The 13,781-nt window shown below is 67.3% G+C and carries 10 protein-coding genes; 2 read left to right on the top strand and 8 right to left on the bottom strand.

From position 1 onward, the window contains the following. Nucleotides 1-189: 189 nt before the first annotated feature. From AB0C34_RS31125 to AB0C34_RS31095, 7 genes are all read right to left on the bottom strand, one after another. The gene (locus tag AB0C34_RS31125) at nucleotides 190-1,827 is read right to left on the bottom strand and encodes a cation acetate symporter (RefSeq protein WP_357080934.1); all 1,638 of its coding nucleotides are present in this window, start codon (nucleotides 1,825-1,827) and stop codon (nucleotides 190-192) included. After that, the gene (locus AB0C34_RS31120) at nucleotides 1,824-2,180 is read right to left on the bottom strand and encodes a DUF485 domain-containing protein (protein WP_357080931.1); all 357 of its coding nucleotides are present in this window, start codon (nucleotides 2,178-2,180) and stop codon (nucleotides 1,824-1,826) included. The genes AB0C34_RS31125 and AB0C34_RS31120 overlap by 4 nt, the downstream gene beginning before the upstream one ends. Before the next feature lie 183 nt (nucleotides 2,181-2,363). Further along, nucleotides 2,364-4,118 carry a cation acetate symporter gene (locus AB0C34_RS31115; protein WP_357080928.1) on the bottom strand — a complete coding sequence of 585 codons (1,755 nt, stop codon included), beginning with the start codon at nucleotides 4,116-4,118 and terminating at the stop codon, nucleotides 2,364-2,366. Between the two features lie 201 nt (nucleotides 4,119-4,319). After that, nucleotides 4,320-4,685: a hypothetical protein gene (locus tag AB0C34_RS31110; RefSeq protein WP_357080925.1), complete on the bottom strand. Its 366-nt coding sequence runs from the start codon at nucleotides 4,683-4,685 to the stop codon at nucleotides 4,320-4,322. Then, nucleotides 4,682-5,479, bottom strand: coding sequence for a LytTR family DNA-binding domain-containing protein (locus AB0C34_RS31105; protein ID WP_357080922.1), 798 nt, complete (start codon nucleotides 5,477-5,479; stop codon nucleotides 4,682-4,684). The genes AB0C34_RS31110 and AB0C34_RS31105 overlap by 4 nt, the downstream gene beginning before the upstream one ends. A 156-nt stretch (nucleotides 5,480-5,635) precedes the next feature. Continuing rightward, nucleotides 5,636-6,832, bottom strand: a complete 1,197-nt coding sequence (locus AB0C34_RS31100; RefSeq protein ID WP_357080920.1) for a histidine kinase — start codon at nucleotides 6,830-6,832, stop codon at nucleotides 5,636-5,638. 141 nt (nucleotides 6,833-6,973) lie between these two features. Beyond that, nucleotides 6,974-7,426: a hypothetical protein gene (locus tag AB0C34_RS31095; RefSeq protein WP_357080917.1), complete on the bottom strand. Its 453-nt coding sequence runs from the start codon at nucleotides 7,424-7,426 to the stop codon at nucleotides 6,974-6,976. Between the two features lie 317 nt (nucleotides 7,427-7,743). On the opposite strand from AB0C34_RS31095, the gene dnaE reads away from it, so the two are divergent. Then, a complete protein-coding gene (gene dnaE, locus AB0C34_RS31090; RefSeq protein WP_357080914.1) occupies nucleotides 7,744-11,292 on the top strand; it encodes a DNA polymerase III subunit alpha in 3,549 nt (1,182 codons plus the stop codon). Nucleotides 11,293-11,438: 146 nt separating this feature from the next. Here dnaE and AB0C34_RS31085 read toward each other — a convergent pair whose 3' ends face one another. Beyond that, nucleotides 11,439-12,056 carry a class I SAM-dependent methyltransferase gene (locus AB0C34_RS31085; RefSeq protein ID WP_357080912.1) on the bottom strand — a complete coding sequence of 206 codons (618 nt, stop codon included), beginning with the start codon at nucleotides 12,054-12,056 and terminating at the stop codon, nucleotides 11,439-11,441. 184 nt (nucleotides 12,057-12,240) lie between these two features. On the opposite strand from AB0C34_RS31085, the gene treZ reads away from it, so the two are divergent. Then, nucleotides 12,241-13,781: malto-oligosyltrehalose trehalohydrolase (gene treZ, locus AB0C34_RS31080; RefSeq protein WP_357080910.1), on the top strand; the 1,541-nt coding region annotated here is incomplete at its 3' end.

Raw genomic sequence — 13,781 nt, 5'->3', positions numbered from 1 at the left:
CTCGGCCCAGAAGCCGTCACGGTCGGCGGCTGCCCGCTGGTAGAGGGTGGCATCGGCATTCGCCGCGGCAGCGAACTCCGCACTCGGCGGGTAGGCGGTGGGGGCGCTGTCGCGGTCATCGGTAGTAGCGCGGGTCACGCGAATTCTCCTGACGAAAAGCTGAGGGAAACAACGGATACCGGGCAGCGATCAGTGCGCCACTGCCTTCTCGGCGCCCACGCCGGTGAGCGAGCGGACCTCCATCTCGGCGGCTTTGCCCGAGTCGTCGGACCGGCCGCCGACCAGGGTTCCGACCACGCCGAGTGCGAAAGCCAGTGGGATGGAGACGATTCCCGGATTGGACAGCGGGAACCAGTCGAAATCCGATCCCGGCAGCATCGAGGTCTTGGTGCCCGAGACCGCGGGGGAGAACACGATCAGCACGATGGTCGAGATCAGGCCGCCGTACATGCTCCACAGCGCTCCGGTGGTGTTGAACCGCCGCCAGAACAGCGAGAACAGAATGGTCGGCAAGTTCGCCGCCGCGGCCACCGCGAATGCCAGCGCCACCAGGAAGGCCACGTTCTGCCCATTGGCGAGAATGCCGAGGGCGATGGCCAGCACGCCGATCACGACGGCCGTGATCCGCGAGACCCGAACCTGTTCTTTCTCACCGGCTTTGCCGCGTTTGATCACGCTGGCGTAGATGTCGTGCGCGAACGACGCCGACGCGGTGATGGTCAGGCCCGCGACCACCGCGAGGATGGTGGCGAAGGCGACCGCGGAGATCACGCCGAGCAGCACCACTCCGCCGAGTTCGAACGCCAGCAGTGGCGCCGCCGCGTTCTGCCCACCCGCGGCGGCCAGAATCCGGTCCGGGCCGACGATCGCGGCTGCCCCGTAGCCGAGCACCAGGGTGAACAGGTAGAACGCACCGATCAGGCCGATCGCCCACACCACCGAGCGCCGTGCTTCCTTGGCGGTGGGCACCGTGTAGAACCGCATCAGCACGTGCGGCAGTCCCGCGGTGCCCAGCACCAGCGCCAGGCCGAGCGAGACGAAGTTCAGCTTCGAGATCTCGCTACCGCCGTACTGCGCTCCAGGCGCGAGCACGTCGCGTGCCGCGACCGCCTTGTTCGTCGAGTCGGATACCGCGTCCTGCGCGGCGCCGAGGATGCTGGAGAAGTCGAAGCCGAACTTCGCGAACACCATCACGGTCATCAGCGCGGCGCCCACGATCAGCAGCACCGCTTTGATGATCTGCACCCATGTGGTGCCCTTCATGCCACCGACCAGCACGTACACGATCATCAGCACGCCGACCACGGCGATCACGATGGACTGCCCGGTCTTGTCGGAGATGTCCAGCAACAGGGCGACGAGCCCGCCCGCGCCCGCCATCTGCGCCAGCAGATAGAACAGCGACACCGTCAGCGTGGACAGCGCGGCTGCGGTGCGCACCGGGCCTTCTTTCAGCCGGAAGCTCAGCACATCCGCCATGGTGAATTTGCCGGTGTTCCTGAGCATCTCCGCGACGAGTAGCAAGGCGACCAGCCAGGCGACCAGGAACCCGATCGAGTAGAGGAAGCCGTCGTAGCCGTAGACGGCGATGGCGCCCGCGATGCCGAGGAAACTCGCGGCCGAGAGGTAGTCACCCGCGATGGCGATGCCGTTCTGCGGTCCGGAGAAGCCGCGTCCTCCGGTGAAGTAGTCGGCGGCGGTGGCGTTTTTCCGGCTGGCCCGGATCACCACGACCATGGTGATCGCGACGAAGACGGCGAAGATGGCGATATTGGCTACCGGGTTGCCCACGGTCGACGATGCGGCGTAGATGCTCACGGTGTTCACGCCCGGTCTCCCTCGAGGTAGGCGCGGATGGTCACCGCGCGTGGATCCAGTTCTCGATTGGCGAACCGGACGTAGAGTGCCGTGATGGCGAAGGTGGACACGAATTGGCCCAGCCCGAGCAGCAAACCGACGTTGACATCCCCGATCACCGAACGGGACATGAAGTCGTGCGCGTAGGCGCCGAGCAGCACAAACCCGAGATACCAGAGCAGGAACAGTGCGGTCATCGGAAACACGAAGCGGCGAAGGCGGGTTCGCAATTCCTGGAACTGGGGACTGCGCTGTACTTCGGCGAACTCCGCCGCACTCGGCACCTGCCGCGGGACGGTGCTGTCGAGATCGGTACTGGTCATGATGGTCCTAGCGTGTGACATGGCTTACGTCGTCTGGACGGTAGCCAGGTGCGCGCGAAGACAAAATGATGTGGTCTGAATCACTCCGCGAAGGTGGTCGAATCTGCGGTGAGCGGTCGGTGCGGTGCGACGAACGGTCCGGCGCTGCGCGGTGCTGGATGGGCGTCCCGCGCCTTCGGTCGGTCAGTCCGAGCGCAGGCCGCGCTCGCGGTCGGCACCCATTCCCAGCCGTTCCGGCGCATGCATCCGGACGAAGATATGGCCGATCCGCCTGCTGTCGAGCCCACTGGTGAACGCGCTGACCAGCATCATGGTGGCGAAGGCCAACGGTACGCTGATCGCCGCCGGGTACGCGAGCATCGCCGCCGGCCAGCCACCGGCAACCTGGTCGGAAAGCCCACCGGTGACCGAGACAGCCGTCGCCGAGCCCGCGGTGAGACCACCCACCACCAGACCAGCGGACGCGCCAGTCGCGGTCAGCCCACGCCACCAGATACCGAGTACCAGCAGCGGGCACAGGGTGGAGGCGGCGACCGCGAACGCCAGACCCACGGTGCGCGACAGGTCCAGCGACACCACAGTCAGCGACAGCGCGAGCGGCACAATCCCTGCGACCAGCGCCGCCGCCCGGAAATCGCGAATCCGCCCGCGCAGCATGTCGGTACTGAGCACGCCGGCGATGCTGACCAGCAGACCCGACGAGGTGGACAGGAACGCCGCGATCGCGCCTGCCGCCACCAGGGCCGCGAGTAGCTGCCCTGGCAGCCCGCCGACCACCGAACTCGGCAACAGCACTACTGCGGCGTCCGAGGTTCCGGTGATCAGCAGTTGTGGCACGTACACCCGCGCGAAGACGCCGAGCAATACCGGAAACAGGTAGAACAGTCCGACCAGCCCGATCACCGCGAGCGCCGTGGCGCGGGCGGCCCTCCCGTCGGGGTTCGTGTAGAAGCGCACCAGCACATGTGGCAGCCCCATGGTGCCGAGGAAGGTCGCGAGGATCAGCGAGTACACCTGGTAGGTCGGGTGCGAACCGCCGAGCCCGCCGCCCGGCGCCAGCCAACTCACGCCGTCGGCGGGAGCGCCCGCGACGACGGGCACCTCGGTGCCCGCATCCAGCACCAGTCGCGTGCCCGCGGCCAGCTCGTGCGTGCCCGCTGTCAGCAGCGCCGCTCCGTCGACCGCGCGGTCGTCGAGGGTACCGTCGATCGAAACCTGGTGTGGCGCGCCCACCTGTACCACCACGTCGGTGGTCACGTCGACCGTGGTGCGCTCGCCCACCACCGGAGGAGCGGGTGTGCCGAGCGCGCGCTCGTCGGCGAGGAAGTGTCCGAGCAGCACCAGCGCCGGAATCGCCACGGCGGTCAGCTTCAACCAGTACTGGAATGCCTGGACCAGCGTGATCGAACGCATCCCGCCGCCGGCTACATTCGCGAGCACGATGGCGCCGACCGCCACCGCGCCCACCCAGTCCGGGACGCCGAGCAGAATGTGCAGCGTCAACCCGGCGCCCTGGAACTGTGGGATCAGATATACCGCGCAGACCAGCACCACCACGGTCGCGGCCAGCCTGCGCAGGCGCGGTGAGCCCGAACGGAATTCGGCGAAGTCGGGCACGGTGTACGCGCCGGAGCGGCGCAGCGGTGCCGCGACGAACATCAGCAGCGCGAGGTATCCGGCGGTGAAACCCACCGGGTACCACAGCGCGTCGGCGCCGTATTTCGCGATCAACCCGGCGACGCCGAGAAACGAAGCGGCCGAGAGATATTCGCCGGAGATGGCGGCGGCGTTCCAGCGCGGCCCCACACTGCGCGAGGCGACCAGAAAGTCGGAGGTGGTGCGCGCGAGGCGGACCCCGTACGCGCCGATCGCGACGGTAGCCAGCGCCGCGAGAACCAGCGCGGCCACCGTCAACGCGGGGACGGATCCGGCGATCATGCCGAACCTCGTCGGAACGCGGAGCGCGCCGAAAAGAGGTGGTGGTTGCGCGGCACCGCTGTGGTGAGGTGACCGCCGCACGTCCCGGTGGATCGCACCGAACCGGACGCGCCATATCGGTGGACGCCCATGGTGGCACGGTGGCGGTGTCGGGCGCTTCGCGTCGGCGACATGGCGTGCGGGGTGTAGGTGAAGAGCATGTCAATCCTCGGCCAGCTCGAGGAAGTCCTGTTCGTTGCGCTCGGCCTGGCGCACATACGACCGGCCGACCACCAACAGCAGCGGGTACACCGCGCCGCCGAGCAGCACCCACGGCAACCGCACTCCCGCCACCGCCACTGTTCCGATCGTTCCGACCTGGAACAGCACCGGCAGCACACCCAACACGGCGACCGTCACCAGGCCGAGTCGCAGTGCGAGCCCTAACTGCGCGCGGATCAGGCCGCCGATGAGCGCCGCACCGATCTCGGTCTGTTCGGCCACCTCCACCCTGGTGCGCACTCGCCGTGCCCCGCGCCGCTGCGACAGCACAACGCGCTGCCGCGGCGGACGTTGCGGCCCGGTCACGAGGTGCTCCACCGCTGCCGATGGCCGCGCACCAGCCGCTGTTTCAGTTCACGCACCTGCCTGCGGCTGACCGGCAGTTCGACCGCGGCGGCGTCACCTTCGGCGCGCAGGCACACCATGGTCGCGGAGCCCACGGTGCGCAGTCCGATCACCAGCCGCAGTGCGACCAGATATGACCGGTGCACCCGGAGGAAACCCGCGTCCTGCCAGCGGGATTCCAACGCCGACAACGGAATGCGCACCAAGTGGGATCCGCCGCTGGTGTGCAGTCGCGCGTAGTCGCCGTCCGCCTCTACCCAACTCACACTGGCGCGCGGCACCAGGGTGGTCACCCCGCCCAGCTCGACCGGAATGACCTCGCTCGGATCGGTCCGCGACTGGTCGGCGGCGTGCTGCGGTGTGCTGCGTGCCGCGGCGATCCGTCGGGTCGCTGCGGCGAGCCGCGCTTCGCGCAGCGGCTTGAGCAGATAATCCACGGCGCCGAGATCGAACGCCGCGATCGCGCGATCATCGTGTGCGGTCACGAACACCACCGTGGGTGGATTCGCGAATTCCGACAGGATCCCGGCCAGTTCCATCCCGTCCAGCCCTGGCATGTTGATGTCCAGAAACACCGCGTCGACCGGGTGTAGCCGCAGTATCCGCAGCGCGCTGGTCGCGTCGGCGGCCGCGTGGATCTCCCCGATTTCGGGCCGCGTGCGCAGCAGATACACCAGCTCGTCCAGAGCGGGTTTCTCATCATCCACGGCGAGCACGCGCAGCGTGCCCGCCGGCTTGCTGGTCGTGCGGGTCACAATCGCTTCATCGTAGGCGCAGGTCGCCGCGGCGCCACTCGGGCATCGGAACCGCGGCATCCGGCGTGGTTGTGCAGCGATGTCCGAGCGCGCGGCGAGCCCGTATCCGGGTGTGCGCGGCCCGGTCGACGAATGTCATTCGGGAGGGCGGCGGGTTCATGCCTGGATGCCCGCGCGGAATTTGGGCACGCGCAGGCTGACCTTCGTGCCGGCACCGGGCGCGGTTTCGACCACCAGACCGTAGCTGTTGCCGAACGCCGCGCGCAGTCGGTCGTCGACGTTGGCCAGTCCGATGTGAGCCGACTCGCCCGAGCCCGCCGGGCCCGTGCCGGTGTCGACGGCGTCGAGCGCGCCGGAGCGCAGCAGCTCCGGATCCATGCCGACGCCGTCGTCCTCGACGCTGATCACGCAGTCGGTGCCCGCGTCAGCGGCGACGATGCTGACCGTGCCGCCGTGCGTCGTACGGGCCAGCCCGTGCCGTACCGCGTTCTCCACCAGCGGCTGCAACGCGAGGAAGGGCAGCACGACGCCGAGCACCTCCGGAGCGATCCGTAGGCGCACCTCCAGCGCGTCACCGAAGCGGGCGCGCTCGAGCGCCAGGTATCGCTCGATATTGCGGAGCTCGTCGGCCAGCACAGTGAATTCGCCCGCGGCGCGGAAGGAGTATCTGGTGAAGTCGGCGAATTCGAGGATCAATTCGCGGGCGCGCGTCGGATCGGTGCGGACGAACGAGGCGATGGTGTTCAGCGCGTTGTAGATGAAATGTGGGCTGATCTGGGCGCGCAGCGCGCGCACCTCGGCCCGATCGACCCGGGCCCGGGAGGCGTCCAGTTCGGCCAATTCGAGTTGGCCACAGGCGTACCGCACCACCTCGGTGACCGCGCCGAGCCAGCCGGGACCCGGCTTTCCGGTGGTGACCACGCCGAGCACCCCGGCCACCCCGGTGGATTCGATCAGCAGCGGCTGAGCGATCAGCGTGCGCCCCCCGTGCTCGCCGCGGCAGGGGCCGGTGACGAGAACCGGCCGCTCATTCGCGACCGCGCGTCCGGCGGCCTCGGTGAAGTATTCGGCCAGTTCGGCGTAGGGACCTTCCCAAGCGAGCAGGGTGCCGTCGGCGTCGATCAGCGTGAGCGCTTCCGCGCCGGTGAGCGCACGCAGGTGCGGTGCGGCTGCTTGCGCCGACTGTTCGGTGAGGCCCCGTCGCAGTGGTATCGCCGCCAGCGACGCGGTGTGCAGAGCCGAATGCACCGCCCGCTCGGCGGGCGTGGTCACCACCCGGCGGGTGCGCCGCCAGATCAGCAGCGCGCCTGCGATCAGCGTCGCGGCGACCACGACGGCGAGCGCGGTGGTCATCGCGGGCACTGCGGAAGGGGAGCCATGGGCCGATTATCGTCGCCACGGATTCGAGTCCGCCGCGGCATGGTCTTCGCCGTGTGGATCGGACGGCGGCCCGCACCGGGCCGGCAGTGTGGCGCGGGCCCGGTGCGGAATCGGCTAACCCTGGTAGGGCGCCACGGTGAACTCGATCGCCCCCGGTTCGGGGAGATGCGCGCCGCCGACGCTGACCGTCGCGGTGAAATGGCCGAAGCCGGGTGCGAAGAGCGCGGAGTGGCCGCTGTTGCCCCAATATCCCGGCCCCTGCGCGGTGACCGGGAAGGCACCGGTCTCGCCGGTGTCGGCGTTGCGCCAGTTGAGCGTGACCGGCAAGGTGCATGCCCCGACGCCGACCAGTGTCGAACTGACCGTGAACGCCGCGAGGTTCGGGTAGGCGTTGGGGTTGACCGAGGACTCGACCGCCCCCACACAGGGACCTTGGCCGAGGGCGTAGATGGTGGGGAACCGACCGTCCGTCGTCGCCGCCGCGGCGGGCGTGGCCGTCACGAGTAGTGCCGTGATCGCGACCGCGGGCAGTGCGGGAACGGTGAACAGTGCTTTTGCCGAATTCATCGACACCTCCACAAGTTTGGGAACTTCTGTGTCCGTTCTGGTGCGTCCGTCCCCGCGGCGTCCGACATCGTCGTGAGAAGGGAAGTCGAGACTACCGTCGTGACCCGGTCGCAGTCTGTTACGTCAGCTCTGCTCGTGTCGCGACACTCGCGGAAATCGGCCACTCTTATGGCGAGTCGCCAGGACGCGCTGGTGATCTTCGCCACCGACACGCCGCGCGCCCTCGACGCCTCAGCGAGCCGTGCCGAACCAGTCGGTACCGACCCCTAGAATCGGTCCAGCCAACCCCCGTCGAGACCTTGGGAGGAAGGACCGTCTTGGCCGCCTCGTCCGGATCGTTCGTTCACCTGCACAACCACACCGAGTACTCCATGCTCGACGGTGCGGCCAAGATCTCTCCGCTGTTCAGCGAGGCGAAACGGCTGGGCATGAACGCGGTCGGGATGACCGACCACGGCAACATGTACGGGGCGTCGGAGTTCTACAACTCCGCCAAGAAACACGATGTCAAGCCAATCATCGGCATCGAGGCGTATATCGCGCCCGCCTCCCGGTTCAACACCAAGCGGGTGCAGTGGGGTGACCCCAGCCAGAAGGGCGACGACGTCTCGGGTTCGGGCGCCTACACACACATGACGATGGTCGCCGAGACCGCGACCGGCCTGCGCAACCTGTTCAAGTTGTCCTCCCTGGCCTCCATCGAAGGCCAACTCGGCAAGTGGGCGCGTATGGACGAGGAGATCATCGCCCAGTACGCGGAAGGCATCATCGCGACGACGGGCTGCCCCTCCGGCGAGGTGCAGACCCGCCTCCGACTCGGCCACGAGCGTGAGGCGCTCGAGGCCGCGGCCAAGTGGCAGGAAATCTTCGGCAAGGACAACTTCTTCCTCGAAGTGATGGACCACGGACTGTCCATCGAGCGGCGAGTCCGCGAGGGACTGCTGAACGTCGGCAGGCAACTGGGCATCCCGGCGCTGGCGACGAACGACTGTCACTACGTCACCAAAGATCAGTCCAGCAACCATGAGGCGCTGCTGTGTGTGCAGACCGGCAAGACGCTCTCGGACCCGACTCGGTTCAAGTTCGACGGTGACGGCTACTTCCTGAAGTCCGCCGCGGAGATGCGCGCGCTCTGGGACGCCGAGGTGCCCGGCGCCTGCGACAACACGGTGCTGATCGGCGAGCGGGTCCAGTCCTACGACGACGTCTGGGCTTTCAAGGACCGCATGCCGGTGTTCCCCGTCCCCGCGGGCGAGGACCAGGATTCCTGGCTGCGCAAAGAGGTCGACCGCGGTCTGGCGCACCGGTTCCCGGATGGCGTGCCGGAGGAGTACTACACCCGCGCCTACTTCGAACTCGACGTCATCAAGCAGAAGGGCTTCCCGGCCTACTTCCTCGTCGTCGGCGACCTCGTCTCGCACGCGAAGGAGGTCGGCATCCGGGTCGGCCCCGGCCGTGGTTCGGCTGCGGGTTCGCTGGTCGCCTACGCGCTGGGCATCACGAATATCGACCCGCTGCCGCACGGCCTGCTGTTCGAGCGGTTCCTGAACCCGGAGCGTCCCTCCGCGCCCGATATCGATATCGACTTCGACGATCGCCGCCGCGGTGAGATGGTTCGCTACGCCACGGAGAAGTGGGGCACCGACCGGGTCGCCCAGGTCATCACCTTCGGCACCATCAAGACCAAAGCGGCGATCAAGGACTCGGCGCGCGTCCAGTTCGGCCAACCCGGCTTCGCCATCGCCGACCAGATCTCCAAGGCGCTCCCGCCGCCGATCATGGCCAAGGACATCCCGCTGTCGGGCATCATGGACCCCGATCACGAGCGGTACAAGGAGGCCGCCGAGGTCCGCGAACTCATCGGCAACAATCCCGATGTCGCGAAGATCTACGAGACCGCTCGCGGACTCGAGGGTCTGATCCGGAACGCGGGCGTGCACGCGTGCGCGGTGATCATGTCGTCGGAGCCGCTGATGGAGGCCATCCCGGTCTGGCGGCGGCCGCAGGACGGCGCGATCATCACCGGCTGGGACTATCCTTCCTGCGAAGCCATCGGCTTGCTGAAGATGGACTTCCTCGGCCTGCGCAATCTCACCGTGATCGGTGACGCGTTGGACAACATCAAGGCCAACCGCGGCATAGACCTGGACATGGACAATCTGCCGCTGGACGATCCGGCCACCTACGAATTGCTGTCGCGCGGTGACACGCTCGGCGTGTTCCAGCTCGACGGCGGCCCCATGCGCGACCTGCTGCGCCGCATGCAGCCCACCGGCTTCAACGACATCGTCGCGGTGCTCGCGCTGTACCGCCCCGGTCCGATGGGCATGAACGCGCACAACGACTACGCCGACCGCAAGAACGATCGCCAGCCGATCAAGCCGATCCATCCGGAACTGGAGGAGCCGCTCGCGGAGATCCTCGCCGAGACCTATGGTCTGATCGTCTACCAAGAGCAGATCATGTTCATCGCGCAGAAGGTCGCCTCGTACTCCATGGGCAAGGCCGACGCGCTGCGCAAGGCGATGGGTAAGAAGAAACTCGAGGTGCTGGAGGCCGAATACAAGGGCTTCCACGAGGGTATGACGGCGAACGGGTTCTCCGAGGGCGCGGTGAAGGCGCTGTGGGACACCATTCTTCCGTTCGCCGGATACGCGTTCAACAAATCGCATGCGGCGGGCTACGGTCTGGTGTCGTTCTGGACCGCCTACCTCAAGGCCAACTACCCGGCCGAGTACATGGCCGGCCTGCTCACCTCCGTCGGGGATGACAAGGACAAGGCCGCGGTGTACCTCTCGGACTGTCGACGTCTCGGCATCACCGTGCTTCCGCCGGATGTCAACGAGTCCGAGCAGAACTTCGCTTCGGTCGGCAAGGACATTCGCTTCGGTCTCGGCGCGGTGCGCAATGTCGGTGCGAACGTCGTCGCCTCGATCATCCAGGCACGCAAGGAGAAATCGAAGTTCACCGACTTCTCCGACTACTTGAACAAGATCGACGCGATCGCGGCGAGCAAGAAGGTCACCGAATCTCTCATCAAAGCAGGTGGTTTCGACTCGCTCGGGCACCCGCGCAAGGGCCTGCTGCTGATTCACTCCGACGCCATCGATGCCGTGATGGCCACCAAGAAGGCCGAGGCGATCGGTCAGTTCGACCTGTTCGGCGGCGTCGACGCGGACGAGTCGGTGACATCGATATTCAACGTGAAGGTGCCTGACGAGGAGTGGGAGTCCAAGCACCGGCTCGCGCTGGAGCGGGAGATGCTCGGCCTGTACGTGTCCGGACATCCGCTCAACGGCGTCGAACACGTGCTCGCGGCGCAGGCGGATACCCAGATCCCCGTCATCCTCGAAGGTGACATCAAGGATGGCACGCAGGTGACCATCGGCGGGATCCTCGCGTCGGTGAACCGCCGTATCAACAAGAATGGTTTGGCGTGGGCCTCCGCCCAACTGGAGGACCTGACCGGTGGCATCGAGGTGCTGTTCTTCCCGCAGGCGTATTCGGTGTACGGCATGGACGTGGTCGAGGACGCGGTGGTGCTGGTGAAGGCCCGCGTCTCGGTGCGCGACGACCGGATCTCGTTGATCGCCAACGATCTGGCCGTCCCCGACCTCTCCGCCATCGGGGTGGCCAAGCCGCTCGCGGTCAGCATTCCGACCCGCATGTGCACGCCGGACAAGGTCGGCGCGCTCCGCCGGGTGCTGACCAGCCACCCCGGCACCTCGGACGTGCACCTGCGGCTCGTCGGCGCGGGTGACAAGACCACGCTGCTCAAACTCGATGACAAACTGCGGGTTTCGCCGTCGTCGGCCCTGATGGGTGACCTGAAGGCATTGCTCGGACCGGGCTGTCTCACCGTCTGAGGCCGTCGCGTCCGCAGATCGGCTCGGGCTGTGCACCCCGAAGTGGTGCGCGGTTCTCCGTTGCGAGGGGAACAGCCTCGCGCCGGTCTCGACGGACGCGACAAGCGGTGCGGTGCGGGCCGCGGTGCCGATGCTGGGCGGTCCGGTCAGGGTGAGACTGCGACACCGATCGTCTGGGCACCGAAGATCCGGGGCGCATCCTCGCCGTAGAACGACTCGGCAGTCCGGATCTCGAAACCGGCGGTGGTCAACAGGCCGTGGATATCGCGGTTCAGATGGCAGCCGCCGAACAACGTCTTCTGCACCGGGTTGAGCCGGTTCTGCCACACCCGCACCCGGTGATCGGGCGCGCACCCGTGCTCGACGAAGTGCAGCGTTCCTCCGGGCACGAGCACGCGCCGCACCTCCGCCAAGGCTGTCGCGACATCGGGGATGGTGCACATAGTCCAGGTCGACAGCGCGGAATCGAAGGAGCTGTCGCCAAGGGGGAGCGACCGCCCGTCCGTGCCGGCCCGCTCGATCGGCACGGATGCCGCGGCAACCCGCTCGCGCGCCAGCTTCCAGCCGAGATCGGCAGGCTCGACCGCACTGACCGAACCCACGGCCGGCGGGTAGAACGGCACATTCAACCCCGATCCGAATCCGATTTCCACGACACGTCCGTACAGTCCGGCGCATACGCGCTCGCGTAGCGGATCATTGGCTCGCGTCCCGCAGGCGATGTTCACGATCCTCGGAACAACCTGCTCGCCATAGATACCCACGCTCCCACTCTGTCAGGGCTCGTCCCATCCAGTCCAGCACTGTTCTCCGCGTTATCCCCCTTCGTACTCCGCTGATCAGCGTCGGCCGCGATTGCGCAGACTCCCGCCGGCCGGGGTGGACGTGCCACGTAGCCGAGTGTGTCCAGGGCGCGCGGGCCGATCGGGTGCGTGCGATGCTGGCCTGGTGACTGTGTTCGAGGTGTGGGCGCCACGACCGGAGCTGGTGCGGTTGGACTTGGACGGAGTGATCCATCCGATGACGCGGTCGCCGAACGGGTGGTGGCGCGCCGATCTGCCCGCTTCGAACGGCGCCAGATATGGGTTTTTGCTCGATGACGATCCGACTGTGCTACCCGACCCGCGCTCGGCGCGCCAGCCTGACGGGGTGCACGCCCGTTCGGCGCTGCACTCGCTCGATCCCGCCGGGTGGACCGATGCGGGCTGGACCGGTCGGATACTGGCCGGCGCGGTCTATTACGAGTTGCACCTCGGCGGCTTCACCGCGGAAGGTACCTTCGATGCCGCGATCGAGCGGCTCGACCATCTGGTCGCGCTCGGCGTGACGGTGGTCGAGTTGATGCCCGTGAACGCCTTCGACGGTACCCACAACTGGGGATATGACGGTGTGCTCTGGTACGCGGTGCAGGAAAGCTACGGTGGGCCCGACGGATTGCAGCGATTCGTCGACGCCTGCCATGCCCGCGGGCTGGCGGTCTGTCTCGACGTCGTCTACAACCATCTCGGTCCCTCTGGCAACTACCTCCCGCGCTTCGCGCCCTACCTCACGGCCGGCCGCAACACCTGGGGGCAGAGCGTCAACCTGGACGGTCCGCAGTCCGACGAGGTGCGCAGGCACATCATCGACAACGCGCTGCGCTGGTTGCGTGAGTTCCACATCGACGCGCTGCGACTGGACGCCGTGCACGCCTTGGTCGATCGCACTGCCACTCATCTGCTCACCGAACTCGCCGTCGAAACCGATCGCCTCGCTGCCCACGTGCGCAGACCGCTGACGCTGATCGCGGAGAGTGACCTCAACGATCCCGCGCTGATCACCCCGCGCGCGGCAGGCGGCTACGGGCTGGCCGGGCAGTGGAACGACGACCTGCACCATGCGGTGCACACCGCCGTCTCCGGCGAACGCCAGGGCTACTACGCCGATTTCGGCTCGCTGCGGTGCCTGGCCGATACGCTCACCCACGGGTTTTTCCATGCCGGAACGTTTTCCAGCTTCCGTGGCCGTACGCATGGCCGCCCGATCGACCCGAGCCTGATTCCGGGCAGTGCGTTGTTGGCTTACACCTGCGACCATGATCAGATCGGTAACCGTGCGATCGGTGACCGGCCGAGCGCGTATCTGAGCGATGGCCAGTTGGCCATCAAGGCCGCGCTGGTGCTGTGTGGGCCGTTCACGCCGATGCTGTTCATGGGGGAGGAGTGGGGCGCGCGCACTCCGTTCCTGTTCTTCACCTCGCACACTGATCCGGTGGTTGCCGCCGCCACCGCCACCGGGCGCGAGGAGGAGTTCGCCGAGCACGGCTGGGACACCGCCGAGGTTCCCGATCCGCAGGACCCGTGGACCTTTCTGCGTTCCAAGCTGAACTGGGGCGAACTGGATGAGCCTGCGCATGTGCGGTTGGTGTCTTGCTACCGAAAACTCTTGGCGCTTCGCCGCGAGCATGCGTCGCTCAGTGATCCCTGGTTGACGCATGTTTCCGTCGATTA

Source organism: Nocardia sp. NPDC049220 (assembly GCF_040647855.1).
GTDB lineage: Bacteria > Actinomycetota > Actinomycetes > Mycobacteriales > Mycobacteriaceae > Nocardia.
The sequence above is the reverse complement of the archived record's forward strand: the minus strand, read 5'-3'. Positions and strand labels throughout refer to the sequence as shown.

Coding starts and splice junctions, on each gene's coding strand:
- AB0C34_RS31100 (WP_357080920.1), bottom strand. CDS start 6,832: ATGACCACCGCGCTCGCCGTCGTGGTCGCCGCGACGCTGATCGCAGGC.
- AB0C34_RS31120 (WP_357080931.1), bottom strand. CDS start 2,180: ATGACCAGTACCGATCTCGACAGCACCGTCCCGCGGCAGGTGCCGAGT.
- AB0C34_RS31115 (WP_357080928.1), bottom strand. CDS start 4,118: ATGATCGCCGGATCCGTCCCCGCGTTGACGGTGGCCGCGCTGGTTCTC.
- AB0C34_RS31095 (WP_357080917.1), bottom strand. CDS start 7,426: ATGAATTCGGCAAAAGCACTGTTCACCGTTCCCGCACTGCCCGCGGTC.